17 protein-coding genes and 1 pseudogene are annotated in these 24,517 nt (G+C 36.6%); 7 read left to right on the top strand and 11 right to left on the bottom strand.

Annotated features, from left to right (window positions below; translation table 11 throughout):
* The first annotated feature begins 55 nt into the window (after positions 1 to 55).
* The 3 genes from AB5M32_RS08515 to AB5M32_RS08505 are packed head-to-tail and all read left to right on the top strand — an operon-like array spanning position 56 to position 3,753.
* Positions 56 to 1,513 (top strand): glycoside-pentoside-hexuronide (GPH):cation symporter, encoded by a 1,458-nt coding sequence (locus tag AB5M32_RS08515; protein WP_034699920.1) that lies wholly within the window; start codon positions 56 to 58, stop codon positions 1,511 to 1,513.
* A 15-nt stretch (positions 1,514 to 1,528) separates the two neighbouring features.
* Positions 1,529 to 2,563, top strand: a complete 1,035-nt coding sequence (locus tag AB5M32_RS08510) for an aldose epimerase family protein (protein ID WP_178287213.1) — start codon at positions 1,529 to 1,531, stop codon at positions 2,561 to 2,563.
* A gap of 2 nt (positions 2,564 to 2,565) precedes the next feature.
* A complete protein-coding gene (locus AB5M32_RS08505; RefSeq protein WP_010720860.1) occupies positions 2,566 to 3,753 on the top strand; it encodes a galactokinase in 1,188 nt (395 codons plus the stop codon).
* Positions 3,754 to 3,974: 221 nt separating this feature from the next.
* Here AB5M32_RS08505 and AB5M32_RS08500 read toward each other — a convergent pair whose 3' ends face one another.
* From AB5M32_RS08500 to spxA, 5 genes are all read right to left on the bottom strand, one after another.
* Positions 3,975 to 4,442 carry a DUF4809 family protein gene (locus tag AB5M32_RS08500; RefSeq protein WP_178287211.1) on the bottom strand — a complete coding sequence of 156 codons (468 nt, stop codon included), beginning with the start codon at positions 4,440 to 4,442 and terminating at the stop codon, positions 3,975 to 3,977.
* 542 nt (positions 4,443 to 4,984) lie between these two features.
* Entirely contained in the window at positions 4,985 to 6,799 is a 1,815-nt protein-coding gene (gene pepF, locus AB5M32_RS08495) for an oligoendopeptidase F (protein ID WP_034699929.1), read from the bottom strand.
* A 123-nt stretch (positions 6,800 to 6,922) separates the two neighbouring features.
* Positions 6,923 to 7,918, bottom strand: coding sequence for a competence protein CoiA (locus AB5M32_RS08490; RefSeq protein ID WP_178287209.1), 996 nt, complete (start codon positions 7,916 to 7,918; stop codon positions 6,923 to 6,925).
* A 100-nt stretch (positions 7,919 to 8,018) separates the two neighbouring features.
* Positions 8,019 to 8,666 (bottom strand): adaptor protein MecA, encoded by a 648-nt coding sequence (locus tag AB5M32_RS08485; protein ID WP_178287207.1) that lies wholly within the window; start codon positions 8,664 to 8,666, stop codon positions 8,019 to 8,021.
* Positions 8,667 to 9,054: 388 nt separating this feature from the next.
* Entirely contained in the window at positions 9,055 to 9,453 is a 399-nt protein-coding gene (gene spxA / locus AB5M32_RS08480) for a transcriptional regulator SpxA (RefSeq protein WP_002296384.1), read from the bottom strand.
* 778 nt (positions 9,454 to 10,231) lie between these two features.
* On the opposite strand from spxA, the gene AB5M32_RS08475 reads away from it, so the two are divergent.
* Complete coding sequence (locus AB5M32_RS08475; RefSeq protein ID WP_010720866.1) at positions 10,232 to 10,939, top strand: HAD family hydrolase; 708 nt, start codon at positions 10,232 to 10,234, stop codon at positions 10,937 to 10,939.
* Between the two features lie 119 nt (positions 10,940 to 11,058).
* Here AB5M32_RS08475 and AB5M32_RS08470 read toward each other — a convergent pair whose 3' ends face one another.
* The 4 genes from AB5M32_RS08470 to AB5M32_RS08455 all read right to left on the bottom strand — a co-directional run bounded on the left by AB5M32_RS08470 (position 11,059) and on the right by AB5M32_RS08455 (position 19,357).
* On the bottom strand, positions 11,059 to 14,253 hold the full coding sequence (locus AB5M32_RS08470) for a DEAD/DEAH box helicase (protein ID WP_178287205.1): 3,195 nt from the start codon (positions 14,251 to 14,253) through the stop codon (positions 11,059 to 11,061).
* A gap of 15 nt (positions 14,254 to 14,268) precedes the next feature.
* The gene (locus AB5M32_RS08465; protein WP_178287203.1) at positions 14,269 to 17,403 is read right to left on the bottom strand and encodes an AAA family ATPase; all 3,135 of its coding nucleotides are present in this window, start codon (positions 17,401 to 17,403) and stop codon (positions 14,269 to 14,271) included.
* Positions 17,403 to 18,530 (bottom strand): exonuclease SbcCD subunit D, encoded by a 1,128-nt coding sequence (locus AB5M32_RS08460; protein ID WP_178287201.1) that lies wholly within the window; start codon positions 18,528 to 18,530, stop codon positions 17,403 to 17,405. The genes AB5M32_RS08465 and AB5M32_RS08460 overlap by 1 nt, the downstream gene beginning before the upstream one ends.
* A gap of 200 nt (positions 18,531 to 18,730) precedes the next feature.
* Positions 18,731 to 19,357: a 1-acyl-sn-glycerol-3-phosphate acyltransferase gene (locus AB5M32_RS08455; protein WP_010720870.1), complete on the bottom strand. Its 627-nt coding sequence runs from the start codon at positions 19,355 to 19,357 to the stop codon at positions 18,731 to 18,733.
* A gap of 128 nt (positions 19,358 to 19,485) precedes the next feature.
* Between AB5M32_RS08455 and AB5M32_RS08450 the strand changes: the two genes are divergently transcribed.
* From AB5M32_RS08450 to AB5M32_RS08440, 3 genes and pseudogenes are all read left to right on the top strand, one after another.
* Complete coding sequence (locus AB5M32_RS08450) at positions 19,486 to 20,220, top strand: tRNA1(Val) (adenine(37)-N6)-methyltransferase (RefSeq protein ID WP_010720871.1); 735 nt, start codon at positions 19,486 to 19,488, stop codon at positions 20,218 to 20,220.
* Entirely contained in the window at positions 20,210 to 20,491 is a 282-nt protein-coding gene (locus AB5M32_RS08445; RefSeq protein ID WP_053766274.1) for a GIY-YIG nuclease family protein, read from the top strand. The genes AB5M32_RS08450 and AB5M32_RS08445 overlap by 11 nt, the downstream gene beginning before the upstream one ends.
* A 228-nt stretch (positions 20,492 to 20,719) precedes the next feature.
* Positions 20,720 to 20,827: pseudogene (locus tag AB5M32_RS08440) on the top strand (transposase); the annotation flags it as partial.
* 113 nt (positions 20,828 to 20,940) lie between these two features.
* On the opposite strand, the gene AB5M32_RS08435 reads toward AB5M32_RS08440, so the two are convergent.
* Both AB5M32_RS08435 and AB5M32_RS08430 read right to left on the bottom strand, forming a co-directional pair.
* Entirely contained in the window at positions 20,941 to 22,887 is a 1,947-nt protein-coding gene (locus AB5M32_RS08435; protein ID WP_010720873.1) for an acyltransferase family protein, read from the bottom strand.
* A gap of 442 nt (positions 22,888 to 23,329) precedes the next feature.
* Complete coding sequence (locus AB5M32_RS08430) at positions 23,330 to 24,205, bottom strand: YitT family protein (protein ID WP_010720874.1); 876 nt, start codon at positions 24,203 to 24,205, stop codon at positions 23,330 to 23,332.
* Between the last annotated feature and the right edge of the window lie 312 nt (positions 24,206 to 24,517).

The raw sequence follows: 24,517 nt of genomic DNA, 5'->3' as shown, positions 1-24,517 counted from the left end.
TATTGTAACCGGTTAACTTTTTATTGTATATTTAACAAAGAAGGGATTAGATACTATGAAGAACAAAATGATACAACGGGTTTCTTATGCTTTAGGCGCATTCGGTCATGATACTTTTTATGTTACTCTCAGCACTTATTTTATGGTTTTTGTAACAAGCGAGATGTTTGCAGGTACAGATAAAGCAACTACTGCTCGAATGATCGCTACGGTGACCAGTTTAGTCGTTGGTATTCGTTTGATTGAAATCGTTTTCGATCCATTGATTGGCGGGATTATTGATAATACTCGGACAAAATATGGAAAATTTAAACCATGGCTGGTCATTGGTGGTTTAGTTAGTTCATTCCTTTTGATTTTTCTTTTTACTAATTTCTTTGGCCTTGCTACTCACAATACAACTTTGTTTATCATCCTTTTTACCATTGTTTTTGTATTATTAGATAGTTTCTATTCATTTAAAGATATTGCTTTTTGGTCAATGATTCCAGCTTTAAGTACTGAAACCAAAGAAAGAGAAAAATTCGCGACTTTTGCTCGATTCGGTTCTTCCTTAGGAGCAAACGGGACCACTTTGGTCGTCGTACCAATCGTCACATTTTTCACTTATTTAGTCACTGCTCATCATGTTGAAGGCGCTTCAGGTTGGTTCTGGTTCGGTGTGATTACCGCTGTGATCTCTGGAGGAACTGCAATTATTACAGCTTTAGGAACAAAAGAAGTCGACACGGCGATTCGTCAACAAAATGAAAAAGCAAGCATCAAAGATGTCTTTAAAGCAATTGCCCAAAATGACCAATTAATGTGGTTAGCACTTTCTTACATTGCTTATGCTATTGCCAATGTAGCAACAACTGCCGTTTTATTCTACTTTTTCAAATATGTCTTAGGTCAACCAACTCAATTCTGGATTGTCGGTTTAGTAGCAGCTTTACTTGGACTAGTCGCTGTGCCTTTATTCCCTGCTTTGACACGATTGATTTCTAGACGCTATGTCTATATCGGCGGTATTGCGATGATGATCAGTTCTTACTTCTTCTTCTCTATCGCAGGTACTAGCTTACCGATCGTGATCGTTGGACTTGTTTTATTTTACTTCCCACAACAGTTGATCTTTTTATCTGCCTTGATGACGATCACTGATTCTGTAGAATATGGACAATGGAAAAATGGGATTCGTAACGAAGCTGTGACTTTATCGATTCGCCCACTGCTCGATAAAATTGCAGGTGCTTTATCTAATGGGATCGTTGGGTTTGTCGCAATCGCAGCTGGTATGACTGGAAATGCTTCTGCTGCTGATATTACCAATCATGGGATCATGACTTTTAAAGCGTATGCATTTTATGTTCCTGCAGCATTGATGTTCTTTTCTGCCATCATTTTTGCTTGGAAGATCACTTTGACAGAGAAAAAACATGCGCAAATCGTCAAAGAACTAGAAAATAAATTAGCTTCACATGAAGAACTCGCATCTGAATTAGAAGATGACTTTATCATTCCACAACATTAAGAAAGGAATTATATTATGACGATTACAGAAAAAGACTTTGGTCAGGGGTACCATTTGATAACATTATCCAATACTCACGGACTTAAATTAGCCGTCACTGACTTAGGTGCACGGATCGTTCAACTAACTGCTAATGATCGGGAATTAATTTTAGGGTTTGACTCCGCACAAGAATATTTGACAAAAGATGCCTATATCGGAGCAACGATCGGACGAACAGCAGGTAGGATTGAAAAAGGCCAATTTTCTTTGAATGATCAAACCTATCAATTGAGTGTCGATCCTCAGACAGGGCATTCACTTCATGGAGGTACACCAGGATTTGAACAGAAAAAATGGACGTATCAACTAAGTGAAACAGACAAAGAAAGCTCAGTCACATTTACTACTACCAGTCCCGACGGAGAACATGGTTTTCCTGGAAATCTATCCGTAGAAGTTTGTTATACTTTGACAGAAGACAACATTTGGCGTGTTAGAACGCAAGCAATCAGTGATCAGGATACGCTTTTCAATCCGACCAACCACGTGTATTTCAATTTAAGTGGCGATGTAGAAGAATCAATTGATCAACATACGCTTTGGCTAGACAGTGAGTCTTTCGCTCCATTACGACCTGATAGTATACCAACTGGCGAAAAAGCGAGTGTTGCTCAAACACCTTTTGATTTTCAAACACCTCAAAAATTAGCCACCGTCTTTACTAGTCAATTTGAACAAAAACAACTTGTTGATGGGATCGATCATCCTTTCTTTTTAAATAACCCAGGTATGAATCATGTATCGGCTTATTTATTAAGTCCCGATGAACAAATCAAAGTAAGCATCATGACCGATTCACCTAGTGTTGTGATCTTCACTGCTAACTTTGGGCAAGACACCCCAGAAATGCATGGAAAGAAACTAGCCAACCATGGTGGTATCACGTTTGAGACTCAAATCGCTCCCGGAGCAGAACAGTATCCAGCTTTTGGAAATATTCATTTAACAGCACACACACCATTTGAAACAACTACAGAATTTAAAATCGACACAAGAGAGGGTATCTAACTATGGAAATCAAACGCAGTTTAAATACAAAATTCGCAGAAATCTTTGGACCTAAAAAAACCACACAATATTTTTCTCCAGGCAGAATCAACTTGATTGGTGAACATACAGATTATAACGGTGGTCATGTTTTCCCTGCCTCCATCACTTATGGCACACAAGGAGTTGCCGCACCTCGTGAGGATAATAAAGTATTGGTTTACTCAACAAACTTTGAAGACGACGGTGTCATCAGCTTTACTTTAGACCAACTTGATTACGACAAACAAGCAGGATGGGCAAACTATGTCAAAGGTATGATCGTTAAACTAAACGAAGCAGGCTACCCAATTGAACATGGTTTTGAACTCTTAGTTGAAGGGACGATCCCGAACGGTGCAGGACTTTCAAGTAGCGCTTCCTTAGAATTGTTAGTCGGTGTTGCCTTAGAAGACTTATTCCATTTATCCATTGATCGACTTGAATTAGTTCAAATTGGTAAAAAAGTAGAAAATGAATTTATCGGTGTCAACTCGGGGATCATGGACCAATTTGCGATTGGCTTTGGCGAATTAGACAAAGCTATTCTACTTGATACAAATACGTTAAAATATGAAATGGTTCCAGTAAAATTAGATGGCTATGCAGTAGTAATCATGAATACAAATAAACGTCGTGAATTAGCTGATTCTAAATATAATGAACGACGTAGTGAATGTGAAGAAGCACTAAAACGTCTCCAACAAAAATTAGCTATCCAAGCATTAGGTGATTTAGACGAAGAAACATTTGAAGCAAACATTGATTTGATTGGTGATGACACATTGATTCGTCGTGCTCGTCATGCAGTTACTGAAAACCAACGAACACTAGAAGCTAAAGCTGAACTGGTACAAGGAAACTTGGCTGCTTTTGGTCAATTATTAAATGCTTCACACGATTCGTTGAGACATGATTATGAAGTAACTGGTATCGAGCTTGATACATTAGTCGATGCAGCACAAAAACAAGAAGGTGTTCTAGGCGCCCGTATGACAGGAGCTGGCTTCGGTGGCTGTGCGATCGCATTAGTCAAAGAAGAAAATATCCCTAACTTTAAAAACAAGGTCTATGATGAATACTTAGACGTCGTTGGCTACGCCCCAGAATTTTATGTGGCACACATCGGCAATGGTACTACAAAGATTATGGAAGAAAGTGTTTCAGCTTAATCCAATGAAAGAAATGTAAGGTAGTTCAACGTTACGTTTCAAAAGGATAAAGCAAAAGTAAGATCGTCACTTTTCAAAAAAACAAATAATCATGAAATGCTACCTGAAAATAAGTGTCAAAATAAAGACCGACCGTCAAAAGTTCATTTAAACAACTTTTGGCGGTCGGTCTTTTTGCAGCTAATTTTCTCACCATATCCATTTCAATAAAACATCTACTATTATTGAAATAAATACGCATGATCCGTTTGATCTTCGATTCGTTTTTGCCATTCAGGATCATGTTTTGGTACAGTGGCTATTTCTTTAAATTTGTATGGTCCTAATTCAAAAAACTGTTGAAGGATCTGATTAACTTGCTCAAATAAGGCTGGACGCTCCATCCTATTTTTGACGGTCAGTTGCTGATCAGCTGTACAAAAAGTCACATTCCCTAATTCTTCAGAAACATTGATCGTCTTGCCCGCTCTACTCAACTGGCGAATTTCTCCTAACATTTCATAGATGTCCTCACCTTCATATCCTTCTAGTAGTGCTAGACTGTCAACTAACGAACCCACAGTCAAATCAGCGATGATTGCTGTTTTCGTTCCTAATTGCAGCGAATAGATCGCAGCATCTACGATACCACAGGCATTACAACCACCTTCTGTTAACTCACTTTTTCTAGTGATTTGTACTTCCATCATTTCTGGGACACCTTCTTCCTATTATAGCTCTGTTTTTTATTCTTCGCGTTCTTTGCTCTTCTTTTCTTCATTTCCAAGCGAGCAGCTTCTCGCAGACAACGTACATGACAATTGACATAAGTTAACACTACTTCATCTGACTCTTGTTCAAATCCCCAAAAAGACATATTCATCCTTCCATTTCTTTTTTGAATGTGTATGGTACAAAAATATTGTGCAACTTCTCTGACAATAAGAAAAATTTTGGCTTATTTCATAGAGTTGACACTTGAATACCATCTATGTATTTTTAGAAGTATTGATAGGCATCTCCAACATCTATCAGACAAATTATTTTCTATAGCATAAGAAAAAATAAAATTTACGTCAATATAAACAAGCAACTATAAAAAAATAAAATGCTCTTATTTATTTTAATTATGAGGTAAATAACTAAAACCCACAGAAATCCACATAGGACTTTTGTGGGTTTCAGCTATTTAGATCAGATAAAAGAAACAGAAGCTATCTGTTGATAATCAACGCATGCTTGTCTCGAACACTTATGACAATTTTTCAACTAGTTCCTCTAATTCATTTAATCGTTGTTCAAACTTAGTCATAGCTGATTCGATATAATCAGCTTTTGTCATGTCGACGCCTGCTTTTTTCATGACTTCAACTGGGTAATCACTATTTCCTGATTTCAAATAAGTAAGGTATTTTTCTAGAGCATCTGGCTCTTGACCCCAAATTTTCTGCGCCAAAGCAGAGGCAGCTGAAAAGCCTGTTGCATATTGATAAACATAATAATTATAGTAGAAATGTGGGATACGAGACCATTCATATTTGATTTCCGGATCTTTTTCTACCGCTGATCCATAATATTTGGCATTCAATTCCCCATAACTGTCGCTTAGATATTCACTGGTCAAAGGTACACCTTTGGCATCTTCTTCATGCATGAAATGCTCAAATTCTGCAAATTGTGTTTGTCTGAAAATCGTTCCTTTGAATCCATCAAGATAATGATTCAAGACATATGCGCGAACACGTGGATCTTGTTCAGTTTCAAGCAAGTATTCTGTCAAAATATTTTCATTAGTTGTTGAAGCAATCTCTGCTAAGAAAATGGAATAATCACCGTAAACAAACGGTTGATTTGAACGAGTAAAGTAACTATGCACACTATGTCCCATTTCATGTACGAGCGTAAATAATTGATCCAACGTATCATGCCAGTTCATTAAAATATAAGGATTGGTATCATAGCTTCCTGAAGAATAAGCGCCACTTCGTTTCCCTTTATTTTCGACCACATCGATCCAACGGTCAGCAAAAGCTTTTTCTACCACTGACAGATATTCTTCCCCCATTGGTGCCAAAGCTTCCAAAGCTTTCTGTTTCGCTTCTTCGTAAGTGAACTTGATAGGAGCTTCTCCTAATACTGGTGTATATAGATCATACATATGCAGTTTTTCTACATTTAAAAGACGTTTGCGTAATTCCATATAGCGATGCAATAGCGGAAGATTTTTATTGACTACTTCAATCAATGTATCATAAACGCTTTCTGGGATATGATTGTTGCTCAAAGAAGCTTCTCTAGCAGAATGATAATGGCGAATTTTTGCTTTGTAATTGTGCCCTTTGATATGGGTACTCAATGTTGAAGCAAACGTATTTTTAAATTGATCATAGACACGATAAAGCCCTTTGAATGCAGCTTCTCTAACTGTACGATCTGTGCTTTCCATCAATTGACCATAGACACCATGAGAAAGCTGGATTTTTTTCCCATCTTCTCCCACGATTGTAGGAAACTCTAGATCGGCATTGTTTAAAACAGCAAATGTATCACTGGAAGCGCCAAAAATTTCTCCTGCTCCAGCTAGTAATGATTCTTGTTCTGCAGATAATATATGCGCACGATTATCCACCATTTGTTTTACGTAATGACGATATAGTTCTAACTTCGGCTCTTGCTCAAAATACTGCCAAATCTGCTCATCCGAAAGTTGAAGGACTTCTGGTTCATACCAAGAGACTGCTTCACTTACTTTAGAAAATAAACTTCCTGCTCTCGCATATAACGCTTGATAAGTCGTATTTGCTGTATCTTGGTCATTTTTTAAATGAGCATAGACATAAATGAGTTCCACTTTTCGGTAAACATCTAAAACAAATTCAAGCGCATTCAGAAATTCTGTCGCACCCTTTGCTAATGTTCCTTTATATTGATCGGAATTTTTTAATTCTTCTGTTAATTCTTGGTATTTTTCATCAAATTCTTGATCGCTAGAAAAGATTTTGGTGAGATCCCAAGTCAGTTCTTCAGGCAATTCTTCTCGTTTTGGTAATTGGGTCGTTTCACTCATTTAATACACTCCTTTATTGTTTTCACTCTTTTTTTCTAATTCATATTGAAAATAGAAAAATGAATAAGCCTACTAAAATCAGCTACTCTTAATTAGTGTATCATAATTTATTTCTGTTTGACATCAAGAATATCTCCTCACATTCCTGGTAAAGTAATCGGAAAATCTTTTTCTTATCAACCATTGGATAAAGCCAAGTTGTTTTATTTGGTTCAATTTTTTGGAGCCAATTGAGATACTTCCATTGTTTGCTTCTGCCTGCTTGTTCACTGATGATTTCTTCAAATAAAAGACGATAAAAGAAGACTTTTTCTTGAAAATAAAAAAAAATCGACTTTCTGCGTACATCCATGGAGATAAATAAAGTAAATGTTTTTTTCTAAGATAGAATTGTTTTTGTAAATGAACGTATTTAGACTGACGATAGTATAATTTTTTTTGTAACCATTTTTGACAGCCAACATTAGTAAGAACTTTTTGCCGATTTTGATTCTCCATCTGTTTTTCTAATAGACTTACAGGAGATTCACTAAAGAAAGGCCAGCTGATTGTTTCATAGGTTACTGTTCCAGAAAATAATTCTGCCAAATGATAAAACAAATATAATCTTTTTTCCAGCCAATCGATTTTCCATAAATGAGTGCCCATGGTGTCATTGTACATACAAAAGTACTTTTCTCTCGTTTTTAAACGATCATTTTTGAAAAAAGCAGAGCCTAAGATCCACCAAACACGATAGTTTTTGCTTAGATATCCTTTTGTTCGTTCTTTCATCCGTTCATAAGCGAGAACTGAACACTGAATTTCTATGGCTAGATCCCCGCAAAGGATATCTGGTCTTTGTCGAAGGGCTGGTAAATAGGCTTCTAAGACAGGCGGATGAGTAACAAATTGTCTACACCACTCAAAAAAATATTTTTTGAGTTGGAGATGCTCCGTTGTTTCTTTCTCACTAAAACCAAAACAATCCTGTAAATTTTTGTGAGCAAAATGTGCTGTTTTTTGCTGCCCAGTTTTTAATATCACTGGTTCCTTACAAGCTGGGCAGAAAAGACTTTGCCGTTTCGTACATGTTGTAGCCAGAAATCTTTTTCCATGTTTATCGATTGCAACCATCATAAATTAGCTGCCCCCCTTCTAAAAGAAAATACGTCAAAAAAAGAACCTGATCATTTTCATTGATCAGATTCTTCAAATTGTTTCTTTGATTATTTGCTGCTTACGCAAAATAAAATTTTGTACGTTCCAAAGCATTTCGTTCCATAAGTAATTGCGCATATTCGTTCAATGTTTCAATGGTCCGATCGCTTCTTTCTGCAAACTCTAAAATTCGAGCTACTTCATTCGCGACATCTGTTTGGTTTAAATCTTCCATCCAAAAATGTACGGCTAAATAGTAGATATCATCTAGTAAATACAAATCTGTCCAGGCTGAATCCAACTCGACATCATTGGCTAGTTGAATCATTTGTTCAAAGTCTTCAAAAGCAAAAATCGCTTGGTGTTCTGTTTCATCGGAAATGCGTTCAGTCGTTTCTTCTTCATTATTTAAGATTTGTTGCTGGATAAATTCAGTTACATCATCAGAATCTAAAGAGTCTTCGTCTTCTTGGAGCATTTCTTCATTCGGTAAGTTTTTACTAATAAAAAGTTCTAAACCGTCTCCTTTAGGAAGCACTTGAAATGTAACAGCTTCGCTACTGCGGAACTCATCTTCAATATCAACTTCTTCTAAAATACTGTAGAAAAAATTTTCGATCTCTCTATGGTTACCAAGCAAGTCTAAAAATGAGACGCCTCGCTCTTCTAAATCTTCATGACCGATCATTACTCGGATCGTATTTTCATTAATATGTTCCATTTCCATCTGGCTACACCTCACTTTGCCACAACTATCAATATAACTTCATTGTAGCGAAATAAGCTTAAATGTAAAGAAAAAAAATTACCATTTAAAATCAAAATAAGTTTTTAATTTAACCTTGACATCATTTTTTTCACTTAGCAAAACGTAAAAAAGAGCTTAGGACAAAAAGCCACTCCTAATGCGAGAACGAATAAACGGCATTCAAAAAGTAATCCTTAACAATAAATCGAATTTTTGATACCAAGTATTTTGGTCTTCTCAAATCTTGCTATCACCCAAAGAGTAAAATTCCTTTGCATGTTACATCTAGTTATATGTACTTTCTATTCTGGTAAAAAAAAACTTAGAAAAACTACAAAAATAGTTTTTCTAAGTTAACGTTTATTTTCTATAATCCAGCCATTAATTGTGCTTGACGCAATTCCAATTGACGTACATCACGTGGTAAGAAACGACGGATTTCATCTTCATTGAAACCAACTTGTAGGCGTTTGTCATCGATCATAATCGGACGACGCAACAATCCAGGGTTATTTTGAACGAGTTCTAACAGTTCTTGCAATGGTAAATCATCAAGATCCATGTTTAGTTTTTGGAAAACTTTTGAACGTGTTGAAATAATTTCTTCTGTGCCATCTTCAGTCATTTGTAAGATTGCCTTTAATTCTGAACTATTTAATGGTTCAGAAAAGATATTTCGTTCAACAAATGGAATTTGATGTTCTTGTAACCACGCACGGGCCTTTCTACAGGAAGTACAACTTGGGGAAGTATATAGTGTTAACAACGTGCACCACTCCTTTTCATGACTAATGTCACTTTTTTGTAACAGAAGATCATTATAATCTTCCATCTGTTTCTATTATACATAATCAACTTTTAAATAGCTAGCTTTTTTCATAATATTTTATCAAAAAAATGAAAGTTATCTAAGATTTATATTCCGTAAAACCAACGCTTTACGTTTAGTTAGCAATTAAAAAATGAGAGTTTTCAAATTTAATTCAAATATAACCCGCCATTGAAACAGGCTTTAAAGTTGTACTATTATTTTATTACTCACCCCACAAAAAAACGGTTTCTTTGAAAAAATTATGTTTTTTATTTCTGTCTGGTTTATTTTGTTTGCTATTACAACAGTCCTTTTAATTGAACCTAACCCTTATTTTGTCCGCTAATTAAGCACCCTTTTATATTACAATGGTTATAAAATGAAAATCACTACAAAACGCCTTATCGTCATCATTAAGTGTTATTTTATATTTTAATCATTTTCGTTTTTCTGTATTAAAAAAAACATTCTTTATCAAGTAAAATAGGATTATTCTATTAAAATTAGTCAGAATTTCGTTTCATTGAGGATTAATTTATTCATCAGATAATCAAATGATATTCAATTTTACTATTTTAGTGAAAAAAACTGAAACTTAAAAAGCTTATTCTGTCAAGAAAAGCGAAATATAGTAATAAAAACCTTTATTTAACAACGTTTTAACCGGTATTTTTCTGATACAATAGTCGAGGATTTATGAAAAAAATGATGAAAACCGAAAGGCGTGTAGAATTTGATTAAGTCAGTTGTTTTTGACGTTGATGATACGATGTACGATCAACAACAGCCATTTAGAAATGCGGTAAAAAAAGTAGTGCCGCTTGTTTCAGATATAGATATGGGACCATTATATCTCCGGTTCCGTCATCACAGTGATGAAAATTTCCCTAAAGTGATGGCAGGAAAATGGACCTTGGAGTATATGCGTGCACATCGAATCAGCCAATCACTAAAAGACTTAGATTATCCACATATTACTGAAGAAGAAGGTCTTTATTTCCAACAAGTTTATGAAGAAGAATTAGATAATATCTGTCTTCATGAGGAAGTAAAGAAAACATTGGACTTCTTGACTGAAATGAATATCCCTCTCGGAATCATTACCAATGGTCCCACCGATCATCAAACCAAAAAATTGAATCAACTTCAATTAGCAAACTGGATTCCTTCACAGCATATGATCGTTTCGCAAGCAACAGGATTTCAGAAACCAGAAAAAGAGATTTTTCAACTTGCTGAAGAACGTTTCAATCTAACTGCAGAAGAAACTCTATATGTAGGCGATAACTACGACAATGACGTATTAGGTGCTAAAAGAGCTGGTTGGCAAGCGCTTTGGTTTAACCATCGTGAACGAAAAGTTGATGGTCCATTGAACTGTGATATCGAAATCACCTCATTTGATCAATTATTAGAAACGATGAAAGTAATTTTCAGCTAAAGCATCCATGCACAGCTCCTAGCAAAACAAATAACTAAAAAACTCTCGAAACATAATCTTGTTTCGAGAGTTTTTTATTATTGAGTCTTAAGATTTAATTATTTTTTGTTTCAAAATTTTTAGTCTTCCAGGTCTCCGACACTCAGAATCATCCGGATATCATCTTCCGTTAATTTGGTTAATTGGTCTTCATTTCCTTGGATGACTTTTTGGAATAACTCTCTTTTTTCTTGTTGTAACGAATCCATCCGCTCTTCAATCGTTCCTTCTGCAATCATGCGCCAAACTTCGACCACATTTTTTTGTCCGATACGGTGCGCACGTCCTGCCGCTTGTTCTTCAATGGCTGGGTTCCACCATAAATCATACAGAATTACCGTGTCTGCTCCCGTTAAGTTGAGTCCGGTTCCGCCAGCTTTCAATGAAATCAAAAAGACATCTCGTTCTCCTTCATTGAATGCATCTACCATCGTTAAACGATCTTGCGGTTTGGTGCTTCCTCTTAAGTAAAAAGTAGAAATTCCTAATTCTGCTAGTTCTTCTTGTAAGATGGTCAACATACCTGTAAATTGAGAAAACAACAGAACCCGCCGATTGTTTTCTTTGGCTGCGACCAGTAGATCTTTGACTTGTTCTAGCTTTCCTGAGCCACCTTCATAATCCTCCAAGAATAATCTTGGATCACAGCAAATTTGGCGTAATCGTGTCAAACCAGCTAGAATACCGATGCGATTCTTTTTAAAAGCTTCTGAGTCCATAGTAGAAATCTCTTCTCGCATCTGACGTAAATAAGCCAAGTACACGGTTTTTTGCTCTTCTGTCAATGCAGAATAAAGATTCATCTCGGTTTTTTCTGGTAGATCGCTTAACACGGTTTGCTTATCCCTTCGTAACACAAACGGACGAATCATTCGGGCAATTTCTTCAGGTGCCAGCTCTCTAAAGCGGGTCTTATTCGGGAAAAATCCCGGCATAATCGTCGCAAAGAGCGACCATAGTTCTTCCAGATTATTCTCAATTGGCGTCCCACTTAAGGCAAAACGTTGCGGTACACTTAATTCTCGTAGCGCTTGAGCTGTTTTGGTACTACTATTTTTAACCATCTGAGCCTCATCAAGGATCAAATAATTAATCGCATGTTTTTGATAATCTGCTAAATCTTGTCTTAAACTAGCATAAGAAGTGACTCTGATATCTGCCTTACGAGCTAATAGTTCTTCTCGTTCCTTTTTATTCCCGTTGATTACTTGGATGCTCAAAGAAGGAGCAAATTTTTTCACTTCTGCTTGCCAGTTATAGATCAAACTAGCAGGAGCGACGATCAAAGCAGAGAGTTCGCCTTTTTCTTCTTTTTCTGAAAGCAAATAGGCAATTGTCTGAAGGGTTTTTCCTAAACCCATTTCATCTGCTAAAATTCCGCCAAACTGGTAATTTCCCAGCATTTTCAACCATCGAAATCCTTGTTTTTGGTAATCACGCAATTCAGCTTGTAGACCTGCTGGCAAGGATACTTGATATTGTTCAGGTTGTATTAGATCTTGGATCATTTTTTGATAGGAGTCACCAAAAGTTGCTGAACTTCCTGCTAACTTATCTTGAATGATCAATCCTTGGTTTTTAGGCACATGGATCGTTCCAGATTCTGAACGGATCGATTCACGGAATTGTTGCAAGATTTGACTTGTTTGCTGAAACTCTTCGGAATCAAAGGACAGTACTTGCCCATTTTCTAACGTATAGAAAGCATCATTTCGCAACAAACTTTGTAAGACCTGATTGATTTCTTGTTCCTCAATCCCAGTCACATCAAAACGAATATCTAACCATGAACTGGTTTCTTCCACTTCGATCTTCGGTTGATGTCGATGTGCATCTAAATACAATTCCCGAAGTTTTTTACCAAGACGGACCTCACCAAACTGACGAAAAACGGCTAACTCTGTACGGAAAAAAGTATACAACTCTTCTCCTGTCGGCAATAAACGTTCATAGCCTGTATCATTTCGTTGGTAGCGATACATTTTGAACAAGTCTAATACACGTTGTTCTTGGGCTTTGTCTCTTAATACTTCAGAAGCATTTTCAGCAATAACTTCATGTTTTTTATCTGTTGAAAAAACGACTTCATCATAGACAAAATCAACACGAGCCTGGATCTTGCCTTTCGATTTTCTAAAGAAGAAAATAAATTCCACTGGCACATCAGCAACTTCTGCTTTCACTTCATCCGCTATGCTCACTTGACCAATTTCAGATAGCAATGGAATGATTTCTTTGAATAAGGAGGATAGTTCTTGCTTAAGAAACAATACTTCTGGTTTCTCAAATCTTCTCATAAGCTGTTTCCAAGTTAAATAGACTGCTTGTTGACGTTTTGTTAATGAATAAAAAGTTCCTTGGATCATTCCCCATTGATAATGAGTAAAGAACAACTCAAAGTCATTCAGTGCGCTTAATTGATAGGCCTCTTCTTTTTTTGTTACTTCAAATTCTAAGGAAGGCTCATTATCAGAAAATCGAACCCCTTGATAATTCACTTCTCCGATCTTCATTTGGAGTTTTGTCGTTTGGTTCATCTGTTCTAACAATGTTTTTGCTTGTTCGATCGGTAATAACAAATAACGTTTATCTAATTTCCCTTTGACTTGTAGTCCGTTTGCACCTAAAAGAAGTTGCGTTTGGGCACACTCAGCTAACGTTTTTAAGATTACTTGATCTTCTCCTTGAAAAGCTCGTTGATCTAGATGGAACTGGTATTGTTTATTCACAGTGTAACGTTCATTTTCCATATAGGAATGTAAAAAATCAAAAATGTTTTTAACGATATACGTTTTCTTTGGCTGATCTAAATAGCCAATCCGCAAATAAACGGCTAAAATAGCTAATTCCGGATGATAATGATTGGTCTCAATCGTTTCTACTTGATATTCCACAATCAATGGTTGCGTCCGTGGTGAATTTTTTTTGACAGTTAGTCTTGAAAAACCTTTCGTTAAAATTTCACCTTCGCTACTTTTTTTGACTGGTTCTAACGCAGGTTGATCTGCCTTGATTATTCGTGAAAGATTCTTAGAGCGCAAGTACAGTTCGACTGCCACTGTATGCTTACAATAATGATGTTCTTCCCAATAAGGGCATTGGCAGAAATCGACTTCTTTGGCTGTCCCATCTAAATCGACCATATACAATTCACTGCCTAAGACTTCCGCATGCCAAACTTTTTCTTCTTGGTCAGGGACAACCGATAATACCCGTCCTTCTTGCAGATATTGACGTCCTCTTGCAATGACTTTTTCTGGAATGCTCCATTTCATCAGTTAATCCCCCTCTTATCCAAGATGATAGCGTACTTTACTTTGTCCGCTACCTTCTGTTTCGATTCTGATTTGTTGTACTACTCGTTCTTTTAATTCTCTCACATGGCTGATGATCCCGATCATACGACCTTCACTTTCAATTGTTTCTAATGCTTCAATCGCCATTTCAAGTGCTTCTTCATCTAACGATCCAAATCCTTCATCAATGAATAACGCTTCGATCAACACACCACCGGCTTGTGTCTGGATCACTTCAGCTAAAGCCAACGCTAAGGATAAAGCTGCAATAAAACTTTCGCCACCAGATAGCGTATGAGCCCCACGTGTCAGACCTGCTTCATCATCATAGATATTGATCTCCAACCCTGTTTTCCCACGGTAACTTCCCACTTCATCTGCAAGCTCAAATTGGTAACGATTTTTCGTCAGACGTTGCAATCGCACATTTGCCACTTGTAGTACTTCTTGTAAATACACTTGTAGTACGTATCTTTCCAAGCTGGTTTTTCTAGGGTTTTCCCCATTCATCGTTTGCGATAATTGTTGTAGTTGGATCAATTCATCTAATTGTTCTTGACTCGCTTGATAAATCGAAGAAAATTCTTCGATGATTTGCTGATTCTGCTGTTCTTGCTCTTGCAAGTGATAACAATGTTCCTGTTGTGTTTGAACCGCAGCTTTTAGCTCATCTAGTTGTTGCTCCAATTGTTCTAAATCAGGAAGTGTTTCAGCTAAAGCAACATGGTTCAACTGGCTTAAGCGGTCTTCAACGATTAATCGTTCTTTCTCATATGCGTTGACCAGTTGACTCTTCTCTTGGTATTCAACTGTTTGTTTAGCAAATGCCAATACCTCATCTGCTTCTTTAAAGTAAGCTTGCTCTTTTATTTTTGCTGAAATTTCCTCTTGGATACGCTGAATTTTATTTTCAATTTTTGCCTGTTGTTCATGAATATTAGCCATTTGCGCTTTTAACAAACTGATTTCTTGAGAAAAATGAAGTTCTTTTGTTTTTTCTTCTGCTAACCATTGGGCTTTCATCGCAACATTTTCTTCTAATTGGTTGACATCCTCAATCAAAGTCTGAGTATTTTGTCCTTCTAACTGTTTCGTCAAGGTAACAAGCTCCCCTTGTACTTGTTGGAGCTCTTCTTTGTTTTGGCTGATTTGTTCGGTGATCTTCTTTCGCTGATCTTCGATAAGACTTAAACGTTCAGTTAGTGTTTGAGTAGCGATTTTTGCCTGTGTGATAGCCTCTGCACGCGAATCCAAATCATGCTGGATTTTTTCTAAGGATACAAGAGGATCATCTGCTATGGCAAATTTAAACGATTGCTGGATCAAATGTTGTAATCGTTCTTTGCTTTTTTGGATCTCTACTTGTTTTTCTGTTCCGAAGTTTTCCAAGTCAGCTATTTTTTGTTCTATTTGTGCTTTTTCTGCTTCACTACGCCCTATTTCTTGATTGATTTGTTCAAGATTTGTTTCTGCCTCGGCTAAATTTGCATCCAGTTGGACAAATTCTTCTTGATTAGGCAATACATGCTCATTTCGTTGTTTAGGATGCTCCGTTGACCCACAAACTGGACAAGGTTGCCCTGGTAATAATAGCAATTGCAACTTCGCAATTTGTTGGCTTGCCCATTGACTCTTTAAAAGATCAACTTGATTATTTTGTTTGCTTAACATTACTTGTTGAGCTTGGAGTTTTGTGATCAGTTCGGACAACTTGGTTTGATTCACCTTTAACTGTTCTGTATTCTGGTGATTTTCTGTAAGGATAGTTTGGTACTTTTCTTGCTCATGCCGAAGTTGTTCGTAACACAATTGATCACTGTGCAAGCGATCTTGGTCAAGCAGCAGTTCTGCTAGTCTTTGTTCTTCTTCTTTTAACTGGACTTGTTCTTGAAGAATTTTTTGTTCTTTTTCTTCTGCTTTTTTCTTAGCCTTTTGTAACTCTTCACTTTCATTTTGCTTTTTTTGCCATTCTTCCGCAATTGGGATCAATGACTTCATGACTTGTAATCGATTCGCTGCATGTTCCATTTCTTGTTGGGCATTTTTTCGTTCAGGTTCATCTTTACGCCACTGTGCATACGCTTGTTCTTGTTGAACGAATGTTTCAGAACAAGTCTGTTCTTTATCAATCAGTTCTGCTTGTTCTTTCTGGTATTCTTGACTTCGTGTCAACGTATCGACCAGTCGTTCAGCAAATTCATAATGAGTGATCCATTGTTTTATTTCATTGATTTCACTTTCTTGCTGGATCAATTCTGCATATTTTTGCTCTAATTTTTGCTTTTCTTCCTGACGTGTTTGCAATGTTTGCGAATGATAATAGGTATCTTCTAATTGCTTTTGTTGTTCTTGTAAATGAACCAGTTTATTTTTTTCTTGGAGAAGTCTTTCTTGTAATGTTGTTTGCTCTGCCTGCCAATAAGTGAATAACGCATCAAAACTTAAGGTTTCAGGAACCGTTCCTGTGTCCAAAGGGATAAACCGTTTTTGCAGCAAACTCAATTCTTGCTCAAGATGATCTAATTTTTTTTGATGTTCTTTGGCTTTTTCTTTCAATTGTTCATTAAGTTGTTGGAAAAATTGCGTGCCAAACAAATTACGTAAGACAATTTCTTTCTCACTACTTGATGAAATTAAAAAATTACGAAATTCTCCTTGAGGTAGTAAAACGATCTGAGAAAACTGTTTCGCATCCAGATTCATTAATTCTTTGATTAATTGATCCACTTCACTACGTTTCGTGTATTGGCGCATTTCTTTGCCCGCTTCATCAAAGATCGTCAAAGAAACTTTTGCTGCTTGCTTTCGATTGCCTTCACCTTTACGTTTGGCCAAGAGTTGTTCTGGCTTACGTTCAATCTCATAATTCAGCCGCTGATGCTCAAATGAAAAAAAGACACACGTTTCTTCTTCAGGCGTAGCAAAAAGAGACCGCATTTCTTTACCAGTCCTGATTCTGCCAGAAGTTTCACCAAACAATGCATAAGTCATTCCATCAAAAAGAGTCGTTTTTCCTGCACCTGTTTTTCCAGTAATCAAAAATAGTGGTGCTTCGGTCAATTTCGCAAAATCAATTGTCTCGTCAATAAAAGGACCAAAATTTTTTAGTCGTAATTTCTTGGGTTTCATTACTGATCATTCCTGTCCGTGAGTTCTTGTAGCGTTTCTTTTAACCAGATTTCCTGCTTGTTCGTCAACTGTTCCTTGGTCATTTCTTTGAAAAAGCCTTGTGCGATCTTATGTGGATCCTTTGTCATCATCTTTTTTTGTTTTCCCTGTTTCAGTTCTACTCGACCGTTTGAACGTTCCACACCAAGTATCCGTGGATAGATTTTTCTTAATTGATTCATCATGTTAGGGATAATTGTTCGATCTTCCAAATAAATTTGGAGATAATTTTCACGATTGATCGTCTGATAAAAATCTGGATTCAACAGCTCTTTAAAACTTGCTGTTATTTCTTCAATATCATATAACGGGGTCAGTTCTCGAAAATTCAAAGAGACGTCCTCTTCTAAATCTACGATCCAAACACCTTTTTTTTGATTGATTTCTGACAATGAAAATTTTAAAGGCGACCCACTGTAATGGGCATTTTTTTGATTCAATGCTGCTTGATTGTGGAGGTGTCCTAATGCGACATAATCAAATGGTTCAAGTAAATCTCCTGGAACAGCATCTAATCCGCCTACTTCAATTTTGGTTTCTGAATCTGATTTCATACTCCCGGTCACAAAAAAGTGACTCACTAACACTTGTTTTTTTGTTGAGTCAAACTGCGTTTTCATTTTCTCAATGACTTTTTCCATTGCTTGTTGAATGGTGCGTATTTGCTCATCTTCAAAATATATCCTCGCTGAGATTGGTTCAAAATAAGGCAAAAGGAAAAATTGCGTATCCTTGAATATGATTGGTTGAAAGGCTTCTGGCAATCTAGTTTGTAAATAATAATCGGACTGACTGAACCAAGGTGTTCCTGTCGAAAGACGAATACCGCTATCATGATTTCCGGATATCGCAAAAATCGGAAATCCTTCCCGTAGATTCCATTCGACCATCAATTGATTGAACACTTCAATGGCATCCACTGACGGAACACTTCGATCATAAAGATCTCCCGCAATCACGATTGCATCAACATTTTCTTCTTTTGCAATTGCTAAGATCTGGGTTAAAACATGCTCTTGTTCCTTGATTCGATCGTATCCTTGTAGTTTTTTTCCAATATGCCAATCAGCTGTATGTAAAAAACGCATCTCATCACCTCAAAAAATGTCCTTCTAATTATTATAACACTTCCCCTCATTACATGATACCTAGGATCATTACGGACTAAAACAAATAGGCAATGAAAAAAAGTTGCTGATTCCGTATAAACATAGATAGTCCCATGCTTAGAAAGAATCACAACTTTTATCATTACCTTGCGCTTTGATGTTTATTAAAAAAGAATCATTTACTTTTTATTTTTGATTTCATATTTAAAGTCAGGATTGACTTCTTTGTCTAGTTGATCGAAAGCGGCTTGTGTTCTACGTTCGATTTCTGCCATTCCTTCTTTGTCTGTTTTTTTGATATCAGACAAATCGATTGGTTCACCAAAACGCACAACCACACGTTTTCGCTTGAATAAGTCACCCAAAGTCAATGGTCCTTGGTAGACAGCAGGAACGATTTTTGCTTTTGACATTTTAGAAATCAATGCCATTCCGCCTTTTAATTCCGTTGCATGTCTTGTTCCACTTGGGAACATAATCAAACCTAAATGAGTAGATTTTAAAATTTTAACTGGCGTTTTGATGACACTAGGTCCTGGATTTTCTCTTTTTACTGGAAACGCATGGGCATGTGTCAAAATAAAGCGTAATACTGGATTTTTGAATAATTCTTCTTTTGCCATAAAGCTAAATTCTTTAGGCGAAGCTGCTACAGCAAGATATAAAGGATCCCACCAAGTTCGATGTGGCGCTACCAAAATATAATTCTCATCTTGTGGTAAAACTTCTTTATTTTCATACCGGGCATTGCCGTTGATCACTGCTAAGATCACTCGGACTAGCCCTCTCATAAATCGATAGAACATAGTCTCTTCCTTTCTAGGTGTATGGTCATAGTATGCCTAAATTTAGGAAACTTTACAAGGTACCTTGGTTCTTTTTTATAAAAATAGTATAATACAATCACTTAGTTTTTTCATTTTGGAGGGAACCCATGCTTCACGAAGATGAACGGATCGATCAATTATATGCAAATGATATTAAAATCATTCAAAGTCCTCACGTTTTTTCTTTTTCACTAGATGCTGTTTTACTTGCTCATTTTGCACGTGTACCGAAAAAAGGACAAATCGTTGACCTCTGTGCAGGAAATGGTGCAGTTGGTCTTTTTTTGAGCAAACGAACGAATGCGTTGATTGATGGAATCGAAATTCAACCACGTTTAGCGGATATGGCAAGACGTAGTATCCAATTAAACGAGCTAACACACCAAATGACCATCCATACGCTTGATTTAAAAGAAAGTTTATCCGTTGTTCGTCATAATTCATGTGATTTAGTCGTCTGTAATCCCCCTTATTTTAAGGGATTACCAACCAATAAAAAAAATCCGAATGAGCATTTAGCGATTGCTCGACATGAAATCCATACTACTCTTGAAGATGTGATCCAAATTTCTAGTAAATTATTAAAAACCAATGGACGCTTTGCAATGGTCCATCGCCCAGACCGATTTTTAGAAATTATTCAGTTACTAGAAAAACACCGTATCGCCCCTAAAAAAATTCAATTCGTTTATCCAAAAATGGGGAAAGAGGCAAATATTTTGTTGATCGAAGGAATCAAAGAAGGCAAATTAGATGGCTTTAAAGTTGCTTCACCGTTGATCACATACATGCCTGATGGTAGCTATACAAATGAAATCCGAGAAATTCTTTATGGCCAGTGAGCATTATTTTTATGTCTTAGCTTGTAAAGATGGCACGTTTTACGGTGGCTATACGACGGATCTTTCAAGAAGATTAGCAGAACACAATCATGGGACAGGAGCTAAATATACCCGATTACAAAAAAGGCGACCCGTCAAAATGATCCATGCTGAGGTGTTTGCAACTAGGAGTGACGCAACAAAAGCCGAAGCAGCCTTTAAAAAACTCACGCGCACTCAAAAAGAACGGTATTTAAAGACACAGCCCTCTCACATGTTGCCAGAACAATAATTTGGGTCAATATTACTGGGGCTGAATCGACCTTTTAAGGGAATGTACGAGAACTAAACAAAAACACAAAAATTAGTTTTTTTGGCTGTTGATTGTTACCTACTTCAAACAATTGAAAAGACATCTTGAGATCCTTTCAAATGAGTTCAGCACTCATTGTTAGAGGAAAATCGGCTCCATAATTTATGGGACTGATGATGTATCGAGGTTGCTTACGAAAGCTTCCAGAAGAATCCCCATATAAAGACAATCAAACGTGTAGCTTACGGATTTAAATCATTTGAGAACATGAATATTAGGATCTTTTTGAGCAATCAATTAATTAACGTTAAATAACAAAAAATACGGGTCAGAATGAGGTTCATTCTGACCCGTATTTGATTTTATACCACTTATCAGTCCTTATTGACAAAGAGCCGGAAAATCAAGATGTCTTATCTCTTATTCAACTATTCCGTACTACCATTTCCATTAGCAGAACTAGCTACACTACCACTATTAGTATTCGTATCATTTTGGGTTGATTCACTTGAAACAGTTTTCTTCGTTTTATCTTTCCCTAATAAAGTTTCACTTACTAAATGGATATAGTGTTTCATTCCTTCTGGATTTGGATGTACTTGGTCATCATAAAACCAATCATTGTGGCTATTACTATAATCATACCAGTCGATCAATGTAAGATTATCGTATTTTTTAGCCATTTGTGCTAACAAGGCATTCACATCGTTTTGCCAACGTTTTGTAGGAACGCGGACATTTACCCAGTAAACTTTACGATCTCCTAAGGCACTCATGATGCTATCAAATTGCGATTCAGAAAAGGCTCCATTTGTTCCTAAGCCAATCAAAACCGTATCTTTCAATAAGTTTTGTTTTTTCAGTTCTTCAATATATGGCTCACTCGCATATAATTGTCGACCAACGTCTCCATCAACAACAACTTTAGGATATAACTCCTTCAAATCAGTCGCTGCATCTAACATGACTGAGTCCCCAAATGCTGTCAATTCTAATTTCTGCGCTTTCTTTCCTTGTTTAGCTGTTAGTCCATATTTGTCAAGAACTGCTTGATCAACGGTGTTGGAATTATTATCTTCATTTTTCTGGCTTTCCTCCGCCAATCTTTTACTTTCAGCAATTTGTGCTTGTAATTTTTTTTGATCCGCAGTCACTGAATTCTTAGGTGCTGTAACAAAACCAACAAGAGCGATCAACACCATCAATGTTCCTGGAATGACCCAAGGTTTTTGCTTGCTGATAATCGGCTTAGTGAACCAGCCTTTGACTACTTGAATCGTTTGTCCATAATCGAATCGTGCCAAAGGACGTTCAATGTAGCGATAAGAAAGTTCGCTAATGATCAGGATCAATGAAATCTCGATCAATGTATGAAGCAAAACATGATCCGCAATATTCGCAACTTTTGCTTCATAAAAAATCATGACTGGAAATTGATACAGATAGATGCCGTAACTTCGTTTACCGATCCAAGAAAACACGGGATTGGTTAACCATTTGTTCACACTTGCGCCTGGATGCGCTGTTACCGCAACTAAAACGACACAGAAGAGACTAACTAACAGCATGCCCCCATAATAGACAAAACTATAATGATCATCTAACAAGAAAAAGAAGAGGATCAATGCAATCAGTGAAATCAATCCGGCTAGATTCAACACCCGTTTTGCTTGCTTCGGAATATTTTTTTTCAATCGGGTACTTGGCCAGACAAAAGCCAAAGCACTTCCTAACCAAATTGAAAACAATCGCGTATCTGTTCCATAATATACTCGAGTTGGATCGCCGCCTGGCGTAAACAGGATCATCATGAGGATCGCAGAAATAAGTGATCCTCCTAAGACTGTATAAACGATCCACTTCTTTTTACGTACAAAAACCATTAACAAAACAAAAAGAATGGGCCAAACTAAGTAGTTTTGACCTTCCACCGCCAATGACCAAATATGGGTAAACGGTGATTCATTGGCAAATCGATCAAAATAAGACAAACCATTTTTTATTTGCCACCAGTTGTTGACATACAATAAACTACTAACGACTGTTCCTCGTAAGTTATTCAATAACCCTCGTTGAAATAACGTAATATAAGCAGATGCAGTGATTAGTAAAAATACTAATCCTGGATATAACCTTTTCATTCGTCGGACATAAAACTGCCAAATATTGATTTTGCCATTTTGTTCCCATTCTTGCCGTAATAAATCAGTGATCAAATAGCCTGATACAACAAAAAATATCGGGACGCCCAAATAACCACCCTTCAAACTTGTAGGGAGCAAATGGTACAAAATCACTCCTACTACTGCCAAAGAACGAATACCGTCAAAACCAGTAATGTAGCGACTATTTTTTAACCTTTTTTGTTTTTCCATTCAATATTCCAACTTTTCATAAACTTTTTTCATTTGTAATATACGTGTATTGTACAAAAATAGCAAGAAAAATTCATGTGATTTTCGCTATCATTTCTATCTTCCCATAAAACTTTGAAAAAAAGAATAACTTTTTCCGCAACTTTAATAAAAATTCAACTATGAACAACATATAACTAAAAATAACCTTGAAGTTTCAGTAAGATTACATCTAACTGAAAGAATCACTTTACTAAGATCGTTACGACAAATTTAGCAAAATGAAGGGTGAAAATCTCAAAACAGGATAAACTGTTTGAAGATTCTCACCCTCCAGATACAAATCAAGCTACACAATGCCCAACTTTATCAAACGATTTGTAGAATAAAGTTGTTTCCAGCCACACTGATCGATTCATTTATTTGGATATGTCACTTTTTCTGTCAATAAGTTGCACTTGCACTAAACGCCCTCTTCATAAAACCGACCAAGAATTTGGACATTTTCGGCGATACTGACAAACGCTTGTGGATCAGAAGCTTTCATCGCTTCTCTTAACAAAGGCAACTCATAGCGTGTAACGATCGTCATCAACACCGTTTGTTTATCGTGCTTGTAAGCTCCTTCTGCCTCATTGATGATCGTGATTCCACGACGCATACAGTTTTGGATTTCATTGACTACTCGTTCGGGATGCTTCGTTACGATCATCACTTGCATTTTCTTTTGTTTCGTATACATCACGTCGGTTACTTTCCCACTGACAAAGATCGAAAGTGCGCTATAAAACATGTATTGCCAGCCAAAAAGGATACCAGCTACGAAAACGATCAATGCATTGAAGTAAATCGAAATTGAACCAATCGATTTTCCTGTCTTTTTACGAATAGTGATACTGACGATATCCAAACCACCTGAGGATAAGCCATTTCTTAAGGCTAACCCGATCCCTAACCCCATCACAGCTCCCCCAAAAATCGCGCAGATGATTGGATCAGTTGAAAGAACCGTTAGAGGAAGGATATGGATACAAAGTGACGTCAATGTCACGGTGATAAATGTAAAAATCGTAAACTTCTTACCGATCTTCACCCAAGCAAGAACAAATAAAGGAATATTCAATAAGTATAAAGTCGTTGAGACGGGTACTTCGAATCCAATCAACGATTTAGATAAAGTAGTCAGTATTTGTGCCAAGCCAGTGATTCCGCTTGAATAAATATGTCCTGGTTGATAAAAAAAGTTTAGTGCTACTGATGCAATCAATGCATAAACGATAGATACCGAAAGCTTGGTCGTATAATCATGATGCGCCCAATTTTCGAAAGTTTTTTTCATTGCTTTGTATTTCCGGTTACGATCTCGTAATTTTCATATGAATTCGTATGAAGAGACAATCATTGGCTGGAAGTCAATTTCTCTCTTTTCCCGGAATTTCCTTTCTTAATTTTAATTTGGATAGTGAGTAAAGATACGTAGTATATAATGAAAGAACGAACGATTACGTTCAGTGACTACTCTATAATGATCCATCATTACACTAACCAAAAAGAAGGATTCATTCTTCGCCTATCGCATCACTAAACGTAGCATCCATTGAAAATATGGGTTAAAACTCAACTGACATTATACGCTATGGCTTAATTATAA

The organism is Enterococcus sp. C57, assembly GCF_040887305.1.
GTDB lineage: Bacteria > Bacillota > Bacilli > Lactobacillales > Enterococcaceae > Enterococcus_B > Enterococcus_B hirae.
Note: the sequence above shows the minus strand (reverse complement) of the source record. Positions and strands in the feature narration are given on the sequence as shown.